General features: G+C 48.3%; 17 protein-coding genes. 1 reads left to right on the top strand and 16 read right to left on the bottom strand.

All coding sequences use genetic code 11. The features are described from left to right. Positions 1–11: 11 nt before the first annotated feature. From GUA98_RS26060 to GUA98_RS26020, 9 genes are all read right to left on the bottom strand, one after another. Positions 12–1,565 (bottom strand): response regulator transcription factor, encoded by a 1,554-nt coding sequence (locus GUA98_RS26060; protein WP_193724872.1) that lies wholly within the window; start codon positions 1,563–1,565, stop codon positions 12–14. Further along, the gene (locus GUA98_RS26055) at positions 1,540–3,327 is read right to left on the bottom strand and encodes a sensor histidine kinase (RefSeq protein WP_193724871.1); all 1,788 of its coding nucleotides are present in this window, start codon (positions 3,325–3,327) and stop codon (positions 1,540–1,542) included. Before GUA98_RS26055 ends, GUA98_RS26060 begins: the two co-directional genes overlap by 26 nt. 207 nt (positions 3,328–3,534) lie before the next feature. After that, positions 3,535–4,857: a stalk domain-containing protein gene (locus tag GUA98_RS26050; protein ID WP_193724870.1), complete on the bottom strand. Its 1,323-nt coding sequence runs from the start codon at positions 4,855–4,857 to the stop codon at positions 3,535–3,537. A 229-nt stretch (positions 4,858–5,086) separates the two neighbouring features. After that, on the bottom strand, positions 5,087–5,353 hold the full coding sequence (locus tag GUA98_RS26045; RefSeq protein ID WP_153976841.1) for a hypothetical protein: 267 nt from the start codon (positions 5,351–5,353) through the stop codon (positions 5,087–5,089). Positions 5,354–5,620: 267 nt separating this feature from the next. Beyond that, positions 5,621–6,484 carry an inositol monophosphatase family protein gene (locus GUA98_RS26040; RefSeq protein ID WP_227780130.1) on the bottom strand — a complete coding sequence of 288 codons (864 nt, stop codon included), beginning with the start codon at positions 6,482–6,484 and terminating at the stop codon, positions 5,621–5,623. 107 nt (positions 6,485–6,591) lie between these two features. Further along, entirely contained in the window at positions 6,592–7,593 is a 1,002-nt protein-coding gene (gene uvsE, locus GUA98_RS26035; protein WP_127540723.1) for a UV DNA damage repair endonuclease UvsE, read from the bottom strand. Between the two features lie 156 nt (positions 7,594–7,749). Further along, entirely contained in the window at positions 7,750–8,073 is a 324-nt protein-coding gene (locus GUA98_RS26030; RefSeq protein ID WP_095362127.1) for a hypothetical protein, read from the bottom strand. 63 nt (positions 8,074–8,136) lie between these two features. Next, on the bottom strand, positions 8,137–9,237 hold the full coding sequence (locus tag GUA98_RS26025) for a D-alanine--D-alanine ligase (RefSeq protein WP_153976839.1): 1,101 nt from the start codon (positions 9,235–9,237) through the stop codon (positions 8,137–8,139). A 132-nt stretch (positions 9,238–9,369) separates the two neighbouring features. Continuing rightward, positions 9,370–10,368 carry an amidase domain-containing protein gene (locus GUA98_RS26020; RefSeq protein WP_193724868.1) on the bottom strand — a complete coding sequence of 333 codons (999 nt, stop codon included), beginning with the start codon at positions 10,366–10,368 and terminating at the stop codon, positions 9,370–9,372. A 383-nt stretch (positions 10,369–10,751) separates the two neighbouring features. Between GUA98_RS26020 and acnA the strand changes: the two genes are divergently transcribed. Beyond that, positions 10,752–13,466, top strand: a complete 2,715-nt coding sequence (gene acnA / locus GUA98_RS26015) for an aconitate hydratase AcnA (protein ID WP_153976837.1) — start codon at positions 10,752–10,754, stop codon at positions 13,464–13,466. Between the two features lie 113 nt (positions 13,467–13,579). Here acnA and GUA98_RS26010 read toward each other — a convergent pair whose 3' ends face one another. The 7 genes from GUA98_RS26010 to GUA98_RS25980 form a co-directional block, all read right to left on the bottom strand. After that, entirely contained in the window at positions 13,580–13,894 is a 315-nt protein-coding gene (locus tag GUA98_RS26010; RefSeq protein WP_193724867.1) for a hypothetical protein, read from the bottom strand. 25 nt (positions 13,895–13,919) lie between these two features. Beyond that, entirely contained in the window at positions 13,920–14,321 is a 402-nt protein-coding gene (locus tag GUA98_RS26005; RefSeq protein WP_193724866.1) for a hypothetical protein, read from the bottom strand. Positions 14,322–14,543: 222 nt separating this feature from the next. Continuing rightward, positions 14,544–14,753, bottom strand: a complete 210-nt coding sequence (locus GUA98_RS26000; RefSeq protein ID WP_193724865.1) for a hypothetical protein — start codon at positions 14,751–14,753, stop codon at positions 14,544–14,546. A gap of 13 nt (positions 14,754–14,766) precedes the next feature. Then, a complete protein-coding gene (locus GUA98_RS25995) occupies positions 14,767–15,318 on the bottom strand; it encodes a VanZ family protein (RefSeq protein WP_193724864.1) in 552 nt (183 codons plus the stop codon). Between the two features lie 28 nt (positions 15,319–15,346). Next, positions 15,347–16,210, bottom strand: a complete 864-nt coding sequence (locus tag GUA98_RS25990; protein ID WP_193724863.1) for a D-alanyl-D-alanine carboxypeptidase family protein — start codon at positions 16,208–16,210, stop codon at positions 15,347–15,349. Positions 16,211–16,309: 99 nt separating this feature from the next. Then, on the bottom strand, positions 16,310–17,398 hold the full coding sequence (locus GUA98_RS25985) for a sensor histidine kinase (RefSeq protein WP_193724862.1): 1,089 nt from the start codon (positions 17,396–17,398) through the stop codon (positions 16,310–16,312). After that, the gene (locus tag GUA98_RS25980; protein ID WP_193724861.1) at positions 17,391–18,086 is read right to left on the bottom strand and encodes a response regulator transcription factor; all 696 of its coding nucleotides are present in this window, start codon (positions 18,084–18,086) and stop codon (positions 17,391–17,393) included. Before GUA98_RS25980 ends, GUA98_RS25985 begins: the two co-directional genes overlap by 8 nt. Positions 18,087–18,168: the final 82 nt, after the last annotated feature.

Genomic DNA, 18,168 nt, shown 5'->3' with positions numbered 1-18,168 from the left:
GCAATTAATTGTTATATGCCGGATCTTCTGTATTCGGTTGGTGTCATGCCGGTCCACTTTTTGAACACCTGACTGAAATATTGCGAATTGCCTCCGAAGCCGAACAGCTCCGCAAGCTCAAATACCTTTACATCCCCGCCTCGGCGAATGTGCTCACATGCACGCTCAATGCGCAGACGATTCACATAGTTGGAGAAGTTTTCTCCTGTTACTTTTTTGAAAATTTTGCCCAGGTAATCCGGATTCATATACAGCATCTGATGGGCAACACCATTCAGTGAAAGATCAGCTTCACCGTAGTGTTTATCTACTATATCCATCATTTTCTCCACGGCGGAAGACTGGCGGCTAATATGATTTTTATAATAACCAGAGGTCAGATTGGCTGTGCTGTTAGCGATAAAAGATTTCAGTCCGGACAGAGTATCCATGTGAGGTAGCTCTGCCATCCGCTGCGTAAACTCCGTGGCCTCTTCAGGCGGACAGACATGAATCATGGCCGAATAGAGCTGAACAACATAAGATCTAGTGACCTCAATATCAAGCTGCTGTCCGGCTAAACGCTCAAACAGGCGATCAACTTCGGCACTGGCTTCCTCGCTATTCCCCGACTTAATCAATTGGCACAATTGTTCGGCATCCTGCTCGGCATGCACACCTTCACACTCCCCGGCAATGGCTACATCATTCTTCGTGATCAATTTGCCTTCTCCGATGAAAAAGCGATGGTTCAGACATTGCAGTGCCTCACGATACAGACGCCGTGACTGGACCATGTGGTCCGCTTCGCTAAGTGCGGCCGTCACCTGTAATTTATAGAGCCTGGTAAAGGCCGCTCTCACTTCCTCAATTCTCTCCCTTAAGTCAGTGTAATCAGCCGAATCCTCCAGCAGAATCAGCAGCTTGCCTTCAATGGTTGTGCTTAATAAGACATACGGCAGCAGATCACTGGCAATGTTCTTGATGGCAAACAAATGACTGTAGTCATGATCGTCCGAGATATGGAACAATAACAAGCGAACTTGACTTGCTTCAAGTTTCAGATTGAACAGCTCCTGATAATACTCCAGGTCGACTGGACCATATGTCCGATTGGTCATGAACTCGAGCAAAAATTGTTCTTTTACATGGGGAAGTACCCTTTGCAGCCGCTGCTTCATTTCCCCAGCCACATGCTCTTTTACCTGTGCATCCTGATGCTCTTGAAGCAGTTCCGACAGGGCATCATGAATCTGATTTTCATTGCAGGGCTTCAGCAAGTAATGTTTCACGCCATATTGCATGGCCCGGCGGGCATATTCAAACTCTTTGTACCCGGACAGCATGATAAACCGAAGCCCAGGGTACGCTTCAGAAGCCTTTTCTATAAGTCCCAGTCCATCCAAGCCCGGCATGGATATATCGGTAATAATAATATCAGGCCTGGAATGCCCGATTTTGTCCAATGCCTCAATCCCATTCCTGGCGGTGTCCACCAATTCCGTACCGGCTGCCGCCCAATCCACCACTTGGGAGATCCCCTCCAAAATCACACGTTCGTCATCTACGAGCATCACTTTGTACATCGTCATCGTCCTCTCTGATCCAAGGTATTCTGATCGATACTACGGTCCCGGCACCGGGATTGCTGCTCATGACCATGCTGCCCTCCTCACCGAAGGTCAGCCTGATCCGTTCCTGGATGTTGGATAAACCTATGCCTTGCCCTCTTGTCTGAATGCGTCCTTCCTGCAGTTGCTCCAAAAACTCCGGCGTCATGCCCGGTCCGTCATCCACTACTTCAATGATAATCTTGTCATCTTCTGCTCTGGCTCGAATCCGAATTTTACACGGGTGTATACTCGGTTCAAGCGCATAGTGAATGGCGTTCTCCACCAGTGGCTGTAACGTTAGCTTCGGAAGTCGTGCACTCCCCACCTCAGGAGCGATATCCATGTCAAAATCAAGCCTTTCCTCAAATCGCGTGCGCTGAATGGTCACATAACTGCGGACGATATCCAGCTCCCTTTCCAGCGTGATCCACTTCTCGGACATATTCACTGAACTGCGCAGCAGGAAGCCGAGTGCCTCGACCATTTCGGAAATTTGCCGCTGCTTCTGCACTTTGGCCAGCCAGTTAATGGACTCCAGCGTGTTATAGAGGAAATGAGGATTGATCTGCGCTTGAAGCGCTTTCAACTCTGTCTCCCGAATGACCAGCTGCTTCGCATAATTCTCGTCAATCAGTTCCCTGATGCGCTGCAGCATCATTTTGAATGTTCGATGGAGCAGCCCCACTTCATTTTGGGAAGATACCGGAACATTGCCCAGAGCAGCCTCCTCCAGCTTATCCAGATCACCCTTTTCAATGTTGCGCATCTTCTTGATCAACTGGGCGATCGGCTGTGTAATACTGCGGGACAGCTTGGCTCCGAATACAAGTGCCACCAGCAAAATCATAATGAAAATGACAGTAACCAACTGTTTTACAAACTGTATTTGCTTAAACATCTGGTCAAACGGCGTCATATAAAGGTACACCCAATCCGTATAGGACGAATGTGCACGAGCGACGAAATTTCTACCTTGTTCAAACATGGAAATCCCGTAAGGCTGTGTCCGCTTCAATTCGGATTCCAACTCGGAATCGGTCACTGACGATTGCGTGGGATAGATCACCTCTCGCCCATCCGTAATCAGCAGCTGCGAATCCTCAGCGGGGTGCTGCATCTGATCCTGAACAATACGATCCAGCCGTACCCGAATAATCAGCGTTCCGAGCTTCTCCAAGGTAAAGGCCCCACCTGTAAAAGACTTGACCTGCCTAACCGATATCAGCCTGGCTTGCTGATCTCCACTCGTATACCATGCATTGGATCCTGAATACTGCTGTCCGAGTGCAATCAGTTCCGTCTGCATGGACTCCGATATTCCCTCGCGGTTCCCCGCAGCCATAACGTTCTGATCATTATCGATAAATATCATGGAATAGATGTACTTCTCCGATCCTGCATATGCGACAAGTCGATTGGTTATCTTTTTGAGCAGCCCATTTTTCTCGTATCCGGATTCTGCCTTATCCAACTGCAGAAGGTACTGCTGGAGCGCCTCGTCCGACATGACCTTGAAGGAAAGATTGGCGATTTCGCGCAGCTGATTCTCGATGCCCACGGAAGACATATTCAGTACCTGGGACGACTTCTCATAGATTTGACGATCATAGATTCTGAATACATACCCTAGGACAGAAACATAAAACGTGAAGCTGATCAGCATCAAAAATCCGATGAGAAGAATGGTTTTGTGATGGATCGGCAGCGATGTGAAAGCGTTTTTAATTTTTCTCATCCAAAGCGCTCCTTTGGCCCAGCGAAGGGTGCAGGCAGGTGTGAGAGTCTCGTTCTACTGTAAGTTATTTTCATATTTACACATCCATGGGCAGATGACAAGTCATATTTATGCAACATATAGCGTCCTATTCAAAGGCACTTCGTAAAGAAGCCGGATTGATCGTTAGATCAATCCGGCTTCTCGATAGAATAACTTCATATTGACTTATGGATTAACGAATACCGTCTTCAACTTCGCCACATATTGCACATCAAAGCCAAGACCTTCAGCTACCATGGCCAGTGGTACATACGTTTTGGACTCCTTGCCTACCTTGTTCAGGAACGCAGGTGTATCTACGGCAACAGATGCGCCATTTACCTGAACCGCATTTGCCCCAATCTTCACAGCAACCTTACGGTCTCCGTATGTAATGGTTGCCGTGGAGGTTTTATTGTCCCAAACCGTGGTAGCCCCTACAGCGTTCACGATGTCCTGAATCGCCACAAAATTTTTACCATTGCGAATGATGGGTTTATACGGCGTGTTCAACGTTTTGCCGCTAACGATGATGTTCATCGGTTCACCTGCTGCTGGCGCGGTCAGTTTGGTATAATCGCCCCAGATCGTTTCTGCAAAGACCTTGGCGATCGCTTCGTAACCAAACTGGTTCGGGTGAAAATCCCGATCCTTGATCATATGGGTCATGGTTCCCTCGCCGCCAACAAACTCCTTGGCTACATGTGCCACTTTTACATCCATCCCCTGTGCGGTGAATTGGGATGCAATGCCGTCAATGGTTGCCGTAAAACCTTCGGATGCTTCCATGAGCTTGGCATATAACGCTTTGCCCGCTACTTCAGGCATAGGCTGATACTGGTCGGCAATGACAATTTGGGCGCCGGGATTAATGGCATGAATTGTATTGATTACCTCGCTGACATTTGCGGTATACGATGCCAGCAGCTCCTTCACCTTAGCTTCCAATTCCGAGTCACTTAGGGTATTAGCTGTGCCCAGCAGTTCGGATACATCATTACCTCCAATCGTAATCGCTACGAGATTGGCTCCTGCGACGCTCTCGCGGATTGCAGCAATGTTGGCTCCCATCTGCCCCGCTCTTGGATCTGGCAAATTCGGCTGAATGGCTGCAGAGGTCAATGTTTTGCCTTCATTTATTGCAGAGATAAAGTTCTTCAACCCAATGCTCTTCAAGCCGGCTATACCATAGTTATCCACCTGAGTACGGCCATGGAGCAGCCCTTGCTCCTGCAAGCGCTCTACATAACCATAAGGCAGGCCTTTAGCATTCGGCTCGTATCCTACCGTAATCGAATCTCCCAAAGTAACGATTCTGAACGCCTTCGTTACAGCTGCAGCATCCTTCTTCACATTGGCGGCACCCGTTGTTGTACCGGCAGGTAATGTACTGGTGCTGGTATCCGTTGCATGTGCCGGTAATGCCGTTGATGCAAACAGCATCATTCCAGCCAGCATACATGCTGTCAATGCAGCCGACGTGTTATTCCATGTACGTGTACGCTTCATTCGTGGGAACACTCCTTTTTCTCATCTATAAGATAATAACTTGACCTTTATTACACAGGTTCTTCTCCAGTGACAGAAGTTCACCGCACTACTATTCTAGCATTAAAAAATAGAGATGTCGTACGACAGCAGTCTGCTCACAAAACAACAGACTCCCCTCTGCGGGAAGCCTGTTAACCTATGATCCTAGCTTTGTTTCGCTTGTTACAGCAGTGGTTTATAGGGTGGTTTAGTGGTCTTTCTTTTCCGTATCTGCAGCGTTATTTTTCTCGACAGATCGTTCCAGATAACGATCATACCGATCGTCCACTTCACGTGCCATATTCCGGTACATCAACGTTTCCTGGACAATCGGGTCCGTTTCCGTCTGAATGCGCACCTCATATTTGGGAGGAATCAGCTGGCGTTCACGCTTGTCCGCGTCGCCGGACTCTTCCATCTCCCCTTCAGTCAGCATTTCACTCAAACGTCGTTCCAGTTCCTTGGATTCATCCATCGTTCATCGCTCCTTCAATTAAGTTCATAAATGTACAACCAAATACTATTGAACCTACAATTCGTTGGCCAGAACAATCTTCCGATCGCTGTTATCCCCAAATTTTCTTGTCTTCTTTTCAAAGGGAAAAATTCGGGGATAAAGGCTGGTTTATGCTTCCGAAGCAGCTTTCTTTCAGAAAGCTTTTATCTTCGCTTCTCCAGATTTTTTCTGACCCTCGTTTATGTGCAATATACGTTTGTTGAATCATTTAAGAAATTAATAAACTCACTCCAAACCGGTTGCTTTGGCTTCCTTGAGTACCTCTGTCAGTGCATCATGAATTTTGCCGTTCGTGGCAACCACATGACTGACAGACAACTGATAAGGTGTTCCGATTGTATCGGTGACCTTGCCGCCAGATTCCTCAACAAGCAGGGCACCTGCCGCAATATCCCAAGGTTTCAGTCCAACTTCGGTGTATGCACTAAGGCGTCCTGCAGCAACATATGCCAAATGCAGCGCTGCTGATCCACCTGCACGCAGGCTTCGCACTTGCGGTGCAAGAGCCTGTACAGCGGCCATATTGACTGGCAGGGCATAGGTAGTATCAGCCGGGAAGCCCACTGCGACCAGGCTCTGGCCGAGGCTCTGTTCATTGGATACAGCCATACGGTTGCCGTGGACGTATGCCCCTTTTCCTTTTTCAGCTACAAATAGTTCATCTCTGGAAGGATCGTAAATGACCCCTACAATGACCTCACCATGATGAGCCAGGGCAATAGACACCGAATAAAACGGAAATCCATGGACAAAATTCGTTGTGCCGTCCACTGGGTCCACAATCCAGAGGAATTCTTCTTCCTGAGCCTCTTTCAGTGCTTTGGCTGAAGCTTCCGGTCCGGGTTCAACGCCCTCTTCACCGAGAATGGCATGGCCTGGAAAGTGGGTAAGAATCAGGCGGCGGATCATCTGCTCCGCTCCTTTGTCCACTTCGGTTACAAGATCCTGCGGCGAATATTTGGTTCCAGGCTCGCCTATGGTTCGAAGACGGCTCTTGATCCATTCACCTGCTTTGGAAGCTGCATTAATGGCAACAGCAGTATAGCTTTTGCTCGTCACGACATAAGGTGTTTTTTCCTTCTCATTCAAAGCGTTCACTCTACTTTCTATATCAATCTACGAAAAGTTAAAATACTTGTTAAAAGTATACGCCTCACCGGTTGTAAAGTTTCTTGCTGCCCAGGCCCCTTTTGGCTCTAGGGATGGATAATGACTGTAGATTCGTCCACCCATTCCACGCCTTCTTCGTGGTAGAAGGCCAGCTTCTGCATGAGCTGCACCAGGGCTTCATCCTTGCGCTTCGCCTCGATCATGACATCAAGTTCCGGCGTATCTGCAGCAATATGACGCAAAAAGGATAGCAGAGGTTCTACTTCAACGCCATCGGCATGTCCGCGGATATCCTTTTCGCTCTTCGGACTGGATACGTGGATTTTCGGCGGCAATGGCCGGTCTGCAGGGGAATCCGCCTGCGCCAGCGGTGACTGCCACGTCTTCCATATGTCAGGCCACAAATCCCATGGCTGTTCGCCTTCATTATTGACCCACTGATGATGAATATCCAGCACCATCGGCAGCCCCAAATGCTGACACACGGCCAGCGTTTCGGGAACGTTGAATGTTTTGTCATCATTTTCGAGGGTCAACCGTTCCTGGATATCCCGATCAAGCTTCAGAAAATTCTCTTCAAAGCGCAGCGCTGCACTAGGCTTGTCCCCGTATGCACCACCAATATGTATATTATTCTTGGCAGTGGCATTCAGCCCCATGGCATCCAGCATCCGAACATGATGACGAAGGTCACGCATGGAGTTCCGCAGCACTTCCTCCCGAGGCGTACTTAGAACGGTAAAATGGTCCGGATGGAAGGATACACGCATTCCGTTCTCCTTCACAAAATCACCAATGGCAGCAAAATCGGACTGGAGGGCCGGGAATGGATCCCAATCCATCAGATCCTCATGTGTCGCCAGCGGAATTAATTTGGAAGAGAAACGATATACATGAATATGGCTGCCCTTGTTATGTCTAAGCAACCGTAACGTATTATGCAAATTCTCGGCTGCAATCCGTTCCAGCTTGCGAATGGCTGCCTCCCTGTCATCAATTTTCTTGAAGCTGGCCATGGTCATCGTGCGAGAAGGGGATGCATTCTCTACCAGCACAGACATCGCCACATAACCAAAACGTACAAGCATGGTGTTCTTCCTCTCTATTAGGGCGGAATTCCTGCCTGGCATCTGCAGCCGTCAGGTTTTCCGGTCACTGTATATAACCAAGTTTTACCCTAAAAGAAAGTCCGTAATCGCTCGCCTTACAATTCCGTTCATTGGTCCCATATGATGAAATAAGGTTTATCCCTGTGCCTGCTCACCAAAGAACATTTCGTCCGCAAGTGCAGTCTGAACACGGGATTCTTCCTCGTTCAGCTTGCGAATGAGCTGCATCTCCACTTCCGTTACTTCCTGTCCTTGGAAGTTGATCTCTGCAATGGAAGCAACGATCTTGACGATGGCTACAGCCACGTTATCAGGCGTATAAGCAATAACCTTCTGTCCGGTCGGAAAGACACGGAAGCCCTGTTTTACCATTTTGCCGCGGCCGTATTCCAGCAGTTCAAACAGCTCCTGCTCACTCTTGAATTTGCATACGGAATTGAATTCAGTCTGAAATCCCATCCATACCCCTCCTTGTGTAGTCTCCTACGGTAAAGTGCAACTAAAAATTCGAACACTAATAATTTAAGCCTGCACACCGTTCTCATAGTTCAGCGCTTGCTTGCGGTTGTACCGCTCCAATGCCAGCTCAATCATGCGATCCAGCAGTTCCGCATACGATACACCCGTCTCACGCCACAGCAACGGATACATGCTGTACGGCGTAAAGCCAGGCATTGTGTTTACTTCATTAATAAGCAATGCACCATCCGATTTGCGAATAAAGAAATCTGCCCGGGAAATCCCATTGCCTTCAATCGCACGGAATGCCTGCAAGGCTGCCTCACGGATACGATCAGCGGCTTCAGAATCCAGCGGAGCGGGAATCAGCATCTGTGATTGGCCATCAATATACTTGGCTGCATAGTCATAATATTCACCAGAGGATACGATTTCTCCTGGCACCGAGGCCATCGGCTCATCATTGCCAAGTACACTCACTTCCACTTCGCGTGCCTCAACGAACTCCTCAATAACAACCTTCGTGTCGTAACGCAGTGCAAATTCGACGGCTGTCTTCAGTTCATCCCGGTTGCGTGCTTTGGAGATCCCTACGCTGGAGCCGAGGTTCGCCGGTTTGATGAAGCACGGGTAACCCAGCTGTTCCTCCACTTGCAGGATCATGTCGTGCTCGGTTTGCTTCCACTGGGTCGCATTAAAATAAGTAAAGGCACATTGGTCGATTCCAGCCTGTGCAAACAGCTTTTTCATAACCACTTTGTCCATACCGCCTGCTGAAGCCAGTACACCTGCACCCACATAAGGCATATCCGCCATCTCGAACATCCCCTGAATCGTACCATCCTCACCAAACGTGCCGTGCAGCAGCGGGAACATAACATCCAGTGCACCTTCTCCGCCATACAGACGAGCGAACAACGTGTTCAACGCTTCCTGGGTTCCACCTGCTGCCTGCTCCAGCTTCAGATCCTCAATCTGCGCGAATGGCGCGTGCATCACAGCTCCCTTTTTCCATGTCCCCTGCTTGGAGATATAGAAAGGAACCAATTCATATTTTTCATAATCAAAAGCGTTCGTTACAGCAAACGCCGTTTGCAGCGATACTTCGTGTTCCCCTGATTTCCCGCCGTAAACGACGCCAACTGTTAATTTATCCATGCTCATGCGTAACCTCCGATTATCTGTGCATGATGCCGTCATACCTGTATAATCAGCATCAATTTTATTCTTGTCTTAGGGCTTATTTTACACGGAACTGAATGTCCACGTCACCAAATCCCTATATACCCTGCTTCATTAGAACTCATCTGCAATATGAAAAAGCCGGTACACCGTCCGCTCCGTCCAAGCGTAAGAATCCCGGTAATCCCAATAGCGGTGGCGACTGCTGACCGTATGTGCATTGACAAGCGGCATGCCTCCCGCATCGAAGGCAGTCACAACAGTACTATGCTGAAACCTGCCGTCTCCGTCCCAATCGTAGAGAATGACATCTCCGAGCATCAGCTGTTCCGGCCGATCCACTTCGGTTGCTGTCAGCCCCCAGCTGCTGCTTCCCAGATAACGCTCGAGACTGTTGGATACGGCCCAGCTGTAGCTCCACATTTCGGTGCTGTTCACATAGCCTTTGTACCACCAGCCCGCTTCTCTTCTACCAGTATAGTGGATGGGTGCTCCCCCTGCAAAGAGACATTGGGAGACGTAATTGGTGCAGTCTACCTCGAATTCCTCAAATGCGGGGTTTCCCGCATTCCACCACCGATCTGCATAAGCAACTGCCAGGTCCCGCCGGTATAATTGCTGCCTTGAACTTCTACCCTGGCCAAGCACTTCCCTGTTCAGCAGCGGCCGATTACTCGCCTGTACAAAATTCGCTTGCTGAAAGGGTCTCCCCTCCCCTGCCGGGCGCCGCTCCGGAACTTCTCTTTCGACCCGTGCAATCATCCAGGTTCCACCCTGCCTAATAAAGGTCAACCGTTCCCTCTCAATCCGATCCTCCCGGTGGGTGATTCCGCTTTTCTCATAGAAAAGCCTGCTGTAAAGTTGAATATCCACCACCGATTCTTCCGGACCTTCCGTAACCGTTCGCACAAGCTTGGCACTGGTCTCGCTGCGAAGAGGCACTGCACGCCGTTTACGATACCAATCGTCCAGTCTGGCCATACGCTCTCCCCGCTCCAGCACAAATGCCGGATCCGTGACAATCCGCTCGCTCGTCTGTGGACGATAGTCGATTTCGCATCGGTTGTACTGGTTCACATAGGTGTATAAGGCACTCTTCCATTCCCTTTCCAAGCCTGTGTCCCCCTTTGGCACTTGAGTTCTCTCTGGAAAATTCAGCTGTGCATACTACTTCTATTCCTATGAGGCGTATACCGGTTGTATGTGTTCCGCTCAGGGATCGAGTGCCGAAAATTGGAGACTTGGACAGCAGGAAGTATCGTAACAAGGCAATATTCACGAAAACGCCTTCATTGTTCGCAAAGCTTGTTTGGACAGGCAAAAAGCCCTTTACGTACGGAGGTGAAAACGGTATACTTAATACTAAAGTTGCAATTATGAAATTACGTTTCATCTGATGAAACTAGCGAACAAGGACACGGAACGATGAAGGCCTGTTCTTCCACTTAAATGAACTTTATCTTCATCTCACCGACACATTTTAAGGAGGTACATGTATGTCAGCCAAGAACCATTTCTCCGCAGCCCGCAGTCTTGAGGTCGGAGGCAAGTCTTACCGCTACTACAGTCTCGATGCTCTTCAGGAAGGCGGCTACGGCGACCTTTCCAAGCTTCCCTTCTCCATTAAAGTGCTGCTCGAAGCAGCAGTTCGTCAGTTCGACGGACGCGCAATTACCGAAGAACATGTGAAACAACTTACCGGCTGGGCAGAAGGCCGTGACAATAACAAGGAAATTCCGTTTATCCCTGCACGTATCGTCCTGCAGGACTTCACTGGCGTACCAGTTGTCGTGGATCTTGCTGCGATGCGCGATACAGTGAAAAAGGCAGGCGGCGATCCAAAACAGATCAACCCGCTCGTGCCAGTTGACCTCGTTATCGACCACTCCGTTATGGTTGATGCATTCGGAACCAACGACGCTCTCGACTACAACATCAAGGTTGAGTTCGAGCGTAATGAAGAGCGTTACCGCTTCCTGCGCTGGGCACAAACGGCATTCAACAACTTCCGTGCTGTACCACCATCCACAGGGATCGTTCACCAAGTTAACCTGGAGTACCTGGCTTCCGTCGCTGCAACCAAAACGGTTGACGGCGAAACCGTCGTGTTCCCGGATTCCCTCGTAGGTACGGACTCCCACACCACCATGATCAACGGACTCGGCGTTGTTGGTTGGGGTGTTGGCGGAATTGAGGCCGAAGCAGGAATGCTTGGTCAACCACTGTACTTTGTAACACCTGACGTTATCGGTTTTAAATTGACAGGCAGCCTGAGCGAAGGCGCAACAGCTACGGATCTGGCACTCACTGTCACTCAAATGCTTCGTAAAAAAGGCGTAGTTGGCAAATTTGTCGAGTTCTACGGTCCAGGCTTGGCCAATATCAGCCTTGCTGACCGTGCGACCGTTGCCAACATGGCACCGGAATACGGCGCTACGATTGGTTTCTTCCCTGTCGATAGCGAGACACTGAACTACATGCGCAGTACAGGACGTTCCGACGAGCAAGTGGATCTGGTTGAAGCTTATTACAAAGCACAAGGCATGTTCCGTACTTCCAGCACAGTTGATCCAGAATTCACAGATGTAATCGAGCTGGATCTTGCTTCCGTGGTACCGAGCCTTGCAGGTCCTAAGCGTCCACAGGATCGCATCGAACTGACGCAAATGAAAGAAAGCTTCAACAGCATCATTCGTACTCCGGTCGACAAAGGCGGATACGGACTGAGCGATGAGAAGATTGAAGAAACAGTGCCTGTGAAGCACCCTGACGGTTCCACAAGCGAACTGAAAGCAGGCGCGGTTGTTATTGCGGCCATTACAAGCTGCACCAACACATCCAACCCAAGCGTTATGCTCGGAGCGGGTCTACTTGCGAAAAAAGCGGTTGAGCGCGGTCTGACCAAACCAGGCTACGTGAAAAGCAGCTTGACTCCAGGTTCCCTCGTTGTTACCGAGTATCTCGAAAAATCAGGCCTGATCCAATATCTCGACAAGCTTGGATTTAACGTTGCGGGTTATGGCTGTGCAACTTGTATCGGTAACTCCGGTCCACTGCCAGACGAAGTAAGCGAAGCGATTGCTGAGAACGATATGACTGTAGCGGCTGTATTGTCCGGTAACCGTAACTTCGAAGGCCGTGTACATGCTCAGGTAAAAGCCAACTATCTGGCTTCTCCTCCACTCGTTGTTGCTTACGCTCTCGCGGGTACGGTCAATATTGATTTTGCTACCGATCCAATCGGTTATGATACGAATAACGAGCCTGTCTTCCTGAAAGACCTCTGGCCTAGCTCCGAGGAAATTAAGGATGCCATTGCAAGCTCACTGAATGCTCAGATGTTCCGCAACAAATACGAGAATGTATTTACAGCCAATGAGCGCTGGAACAACATTCCTGTACCGGAAGGCGAACTGTATGAGTGGGATCCTAACTCCACGTACATTCAGAACCCGCCGTTCTTCCAAAACCTTGGCGACAAGCTGACTGATATTGCTGACATCCGCTCTGCACGTGTAATGGCCTTGCTTGGTGACTCCGTAACAACGGACCACATCTCTCCAGCGGGTAACATTGCTACAACCAGTCCAGCCGGATTGTACCTGAAAGAGCATGGCGTTGAGCGCAAAGACTTCAACTCCTACGGCTCACGTCGTGGTAACCATGAGGTCATGATGCGCGGTACGTTTGCCAACATTCGTATTCGTAACCAGGTGGCTCCGGGTACGGAAGGTGGTATCACGAAGTACCTGCCAACCGATGAAGAGATGTCCATCTACGATGCTTCCATGAAGTATCAGGATGAAGGTCAGAACCTGATCGTTATTGCAGGTAAAGAGTATGGTACAGGCAGCTCCCGTGACTGGGCGGCCAAAGGTACGTTCCTGCTCGGCGTAAAAGCCGTTATCGCAGAAAGCTTCGAGCGTATCCACCGCAGTAACCTGGTGGGCATGGGCGTAATGCCTCTGCAATTCCAGGAAGGCCATGGCTGGTCCAGCCTCGGTCTGAACGGACGTGAAACGTACGACATTACAGGTCTCAGCAATGATGTGAAGCCTGGACAAGAGTTGACCGTTACGGTAACCCGCGAAGACGGAACCAAGTTCGACTTCCCTGTTATCGCTCGTCTGGACAGCATGGTTGACGTAGACTACTACCACAACGGTGGTATCCTGCAAACGGTATTGCGTCAAATGATGAAAAAAGCTTAATTGCATTAACGATTAAGCTGATGCATTAACATAGAAAAGCTCCCCGCCACGTGCGTTCTGCACGAGATGGGGAGCTTTTTTAGATGATTTATCTTTTAATAAGCGGCTTACTTCTAAAAATCTATTCTTATTCCAACTTCCGACTCATCAGGCGGCGAAGGAATGCGATATATTCCCCTGCGTTTTAATTTCTCCACGTTGATCCAGTCCATGAAATCATCCCCACCGTAACTCCTTACAAAAACGGCGTATTCCAAATTGCCCTCATAGTTAATGGACTCTGTATATTCTGTAAATGGATGCTTTCCCTCTATACTTTGCAAAAAATCAGAAAATTCCCTTCTCCACTCTTCCATCTGCTCTGCATATTGATCGGGGACGTAATAATAGAAACCATCTGGCGTATAGTACGAAATTTTCGTTATCATTCTTATATCCTCCTACAATTACAGATTAAAGTTTCAAGATCTCCATACCTTCTTTCAGTTGTTCTGACACAGCAGAGTAATATTCAATACCATATGCGAGTTCTTGTTTTGTTCTATGTACGAGATAATAGGAATATTTCTGCATCAGTTCAGGTCCGGTCAACTCAATAGGTAAATGAATGATTTCAACGTCCTCCCTGTCGAAATAGTAGCGATACCCTCGCTCTGACCGCCCAACATTCATTACTGTTTTTATGACTAATAACTCATCACGTGTGCAGCTGTTAATCAACTCTGATCTTTTCTGTTCTAAAACACGCACGATTTCTTTGCCGAGATGATTCCGCTTAGCTTCAACCATTTCACTTTCGATTTCCATGATAGCTCTCATTCTGCCTGCCAAGCTTACAGCTAATGAATATAACAATAAATATCCTCCTTTGTTAATATATAGTTCAGTATTCTGTGGTCCTACTCTACCGCAATAGGGAACCCATTCGCAAACCCCTCTCAAGACTTGTGTTAACCAATACCGGTACGACGACAGAAAAAGACAGAAAAAAGCTTCCCACCACAGTATTAGAACGTGATGAGAAGCTTTATGTGATGCATATAAGAATGCTTTATTTACTTAAGGTCATTTATCTTCCTAGTGTCCAATATGGTGTGAAGCCTCATCCAACAGCTGTATTGTCCCCATGATCAGGAACAGACATGACATAATGATCAGTGAGCCTCCGACCCACCTCGACATGATCACTCGTTCCGCGATCTGACTGCTCGAGTCATCTGTTACACTTCGTGGGTACACAAGAAACATCAAACCTGTGATCAATATTACGGCTGCTATTATGATCAATGGATCTCCCTCCTTATACAGGACTCTCCTTAGGATTATACTCCTTCTTCACCGTACGTGATTCTCCTCCAATCAACAACCGTTTCATGCCGAGAGCCATGGTAAACAGAATATATCCAATCACCCCGCCTAATGTATTCAACATCAGATCGTCCACATCGAATATGCCCATGCCAGTGAGCAGCTGTGTTACTTCATAGCCTAAACTTAGAAGCAGAGATGACAGAAATACGTTAGCCCCTGACAGCAGCTTGTTGCCCATCAGCATCGGGATAAACACCCCCAGTGGAATGAAAGCCATCACATTGCCCACCAGATGAATTGCAGTGCCTGGACGATGCAGTGACAGGCTGTTCCAATCTCTTGAGATTTCCTGAAAAGGCGTCAGGTTGACGGTTCGTGTATGAATCAGATCCGGTTGATGAAGGAAAGTCATAAGCTGGACCCGGACAACTTCGAAGTCGACCGGCCCCCCTTTGAAGAGTATAAGCTTGGTTAGCAGATATAAATAGATGATTAACGCGGCAATCCAAAGGATTTTATGTTTGATTTTTCTCTGCCTCACGCTGAAGAACCTCCTTTGTGCAGCCCTGTTACTCCTTTACTGTGACAATGACTCCATCCTTGTTATCTCCCGATATGTCATAACGGCCATGCTCAGGTATGTAAACGGTCGTATCCCCGTCCGCCCGGTAATAGCGGATATGATACTTCTCACCTTCCACTTCAACCATAATGTTATCTTTCTCTTTTAGCAAATCCAGATACTCTTCCAGCACCAGGTTATTCTTATACATGACAGCACTATGCGGAAGTCCGACATATCGAAAGTGCCAGGGTTCATATTGAATCCCCGTGAGACTCACCTTGTCCTTCGGATAACGGAGGATAAATCCATATTTCCAGGCATTCTTCTCGAGCCAGGCACCCTCTGGCGCTTCATCCATGGTCGCCAGCGTGGAGCCGATATCCATGGATAATCCAAGATTATGCTCACTGTGTCCTGCCGGAAGCGCGTAGTCTGATCCCTTTTCCTGATAAAGTTCATTCTGCTTGGCAAAGTCTCGATATCCGCTGCTGATGAGAAAATAACGCACTCCCTCTTCACCCGCCGCTTCAATCATCTTTTGAAAAGCTTGGGCTACCTCTCTCGAAAGCAATATGTTTTGATCCAACAATCCGTATCCACGGACCAGATCGTCCTGCTGTGCCACATTTATAATATCGGTTTTGATGCCTTCTTGATGAACCGGATAGGTTGAATTAACAAGCAGCAAGTTGCCCTTATGTACTTGATCCTGAATATTACCGGTGATGGATACGGTATCCCCCGTATGATTTTCATGCTTGTCCTGAATTTCAATGATCATCTCATCCTTCTGCTGAAAAGATGCCGGCGATCTGGTTATCACATACCCGATCAAAATGATGCATAGCAAAAAGCCCCACTTCTTCATCCTAGCTCCTCCTTTGCCTCGTACAATCAAGGATAGAGAAAACTAGTTAAAGAAAAAGCAGGGCATTTTTAAAGTTTTTCTTAAATTTGACTGCAAACCTCATCCCATTGCTGGAAGGCGCACCTCAAATAAGGTCCGTACCACATCACTCTGGGCCGAAATGGTCCCTTCATGCTGTTCCACAATATTCCGGGCAATAAACAGGCCGAGGCCTGTCCCACCCTCCTGAGGAGTCCGTGCACGATCTCCGGTATAATACATATCGAAAATATGCGGCAAATCCTCCGGGTGAATATGCCCACCATAGTTAATAACCTGAATGACGACCTGATCAGCTTCCCGGTATCCCTTCAGGTCCACATAGATGCCATCCTTGCCATGGCGTGCAGCATTAATCAGCAGGTTCTCAAACACCCTGGCAAGCAATTCTCCGTCTCCGGAAATGGTCAAATCCGACTCGATGGTCAACCGGGTGAGCAAACGATTTTTCTCAAATACAGGATATAATTCTTCATTCATCTGTTTCAGCAGTTCGCTAAGATCAAGCCGTGTTTTCTGTATAGGCAGCATGCCATAATTCATCCGGGTAATTTCAAACAAACTATCAATCAGCTTCTCCAGCCGCTGGGATTTGGTAAAGGCAATCGATGTAAAGTGTCTGACCTGTTCCTCTGTCAGCTGATCATCCTTCATGAGCAGATCCAAATACCCGAGCACAGAAGTCAGCGGTGTTCGCAGGTCGTGTGCCAGATTAACGACGAGCTGATCCTTGCTGGTTTCAGCAAAATCCCCCCGTTCTACCGCCTCCCTAAGCTTCTCACTCGCCAAATTCACATCCTCCGCGATTGTACCTAGTTCATCCTTCGAAGAGATCTGGACTCGATGCTGGAAGTCTCCATTTGCCAAATGCCTGATCCCTGTGGAAATATCCTTGAAATAGGTCACGTAGGGCTTGGTGAACCAGAAAAAAAACAGAATGGCAAGCGGGATGAACAAAATGAGGAAGAAATAGATATCTCCAATGCTTTTCATAAAATGGCGATATTCGGCAAGCTGATCTTCTGCTCTCACACCTGAATAGTAAGCCTGCAAAAGCTTGTAAATCCCATAGGTGATCGCGCCGGAGGCCAGCATGCTCAGACCCAGCAGCATAATCATGGTTGTCCGAAAACTTCTTTGTTTAGTCATTAAATGTATACCCCACGCCCCAGATCGTTTTGATAAACTTGTTCTTGTCCAGATCCTCTCCGAGTTTTTTGCGCAGCGTTCGAATATGGACCATTACAGTATTGCCGCTCTCGTAATAGGCCTCTCCCCATACTTGTTCAAAAATGCTTTCCGCACTGAACACCTGCTTGGGGTGACTTGCGAGCAAATACAAAATGTCGAACTCCTTCGGTGTTAGTTCCACTGGTTTGCCGTAGAGTGTTACGCTATGCTGATCCGGCGCGATGACGAGTCCGCCCTTCTCCAGAATGGAACGCTGAACAGGTACAGACTGGCTGAATTGCAAGGAACGACGAAGCTGGGAGTTCACCCGGGCTACGAGCTCCATCGGATTGAACGGCTTGGTCATATAATCATCAGCGCCCATTACGAGACCCGTAATTTTGTCCATATCCGACGTTTTGGCACTCAGGAATATGATCGGTATGTGGTGCTGTTCCCGGATTTTGCGGGTGACCTCATAACCGTCCATGCCTGGCATCATAATGTCCAGGACTGCCAAATCGATCGCTTGTGTCTGAATGGCATGCAGGGCCGACTTACCATCGTAAGCCTTGACGATGTGGTATCCTTCTTTTTGCAAATGCAACGCAACCAGATCAGCGATCTCCACTTCATCGTCCGCAATCAGAATCGTAATTCGCTTCATTGCTTATCCCACTCCTATATGTGATGCTCAACAATATAACATATCTGAATCCAACATATAAATCATTGAGAGGAACCTTTTT

Origin of the sequence: Paenibacillus sp. P13VS (genome assembly GCF_015143645.1) — a bacterium.
GTDB classification, from domain to species: domain Bacteria; phylum Bacillota; class Bacilli; order Paenibacillales; family Paenibacillaceae; genus Paenibacillus; species Paenibacillus xylanilyticus_A.
The sequence above is the reverse complement of the archived record's forward strand: the minus strand, read 5'-3'. Positions and strand labels throughout refer to the sequence as shown.

Bases quoted from the DNA above. Each gene is read 5' to 3' on its own strand.
- GUA98_RS26055 (WP_193724871.1), bottom strand. From the start codon at position 3,327: ATGAGAAAAATTAAAAACGCTTTCACATCGCTGCCGATCCATCACAAA.
- GUA98_RS26010 (WP_193724867.1), bottom strand. From the start codon at position 13,894: ATGATAACGAAAATTTCGTACTATACGCCAGATGGTTTCTATTATTAC.
- GUA98_RS25990 (WP_193724863.1), bottom strand. From the start codon at position 16,210: ATGAAGAAGTGGGGCTTTTTGCTATGCATCATTTTGATCGGGTATGTG.
- GUA98_RS25985 (WP_193724862.1), bottom strand. From the start codon at position 17,398: ATGACTAAACAAAGAAGTTTTCGGACAACCATGATTATGCTGCTGGGT.
- uvsE (WP_127540723.1), bottom strand. From the start codon at position 7,593: ATGCTTGTACGTTTTGGTTATGTGGCGATGTCTGTGCTGGTAGAGAAT.
- GUA98_RS26060 (WP_193724872.1), bottom strand. From the start codon at position 1,565: ATGTACAAAGTGATGCTCGTAGATGACGAACGTGTGATTTTGGAGGGG.
- GUA98_RS26045 (WP_153976841.1), bottom strand. From the start codon at position 5,353: ATGGATGAATCCAAGGAACTGGAACGACGTTTGAGTGAAATGCTGACT.
- GUA98_RS25980 (WP_193724861.1), bottom strand. From the start codon at position 18,086: ATGAAGCGAATTACGATTCTGATTGCGGACGATGAAGTGGAGATCGCT.
- GUA98_RS26025 (WP_153976839.1), bottom strand. From the start codon at position 9,237: ATGAGCATGGATAAATTAACAGTTGGCGTCGTTTACGGCGGGAAATCA.
- GUA98_RS26050 (WP_193724870.1), bottom strand. From the start codon at position 4,857: ATGAAGCGTACACGTACATGGAATAACACGTCGGCTGCATTGACAGCA.
- GUA98_RS26030 (WP_095362127.1), bottom strand. From the start codon at position 8,073: ATGGGATTTCAGACTGAATTCAATTCCGTATGCAAATTCAAGAGTGAG.
- acnA (WP_153976837.1), top strand. From the start codon at position 10,752: ATGTCAGCCAAGAACCATTTCTCCGCAGCCCGCAGTCTTGAGGTCGGA.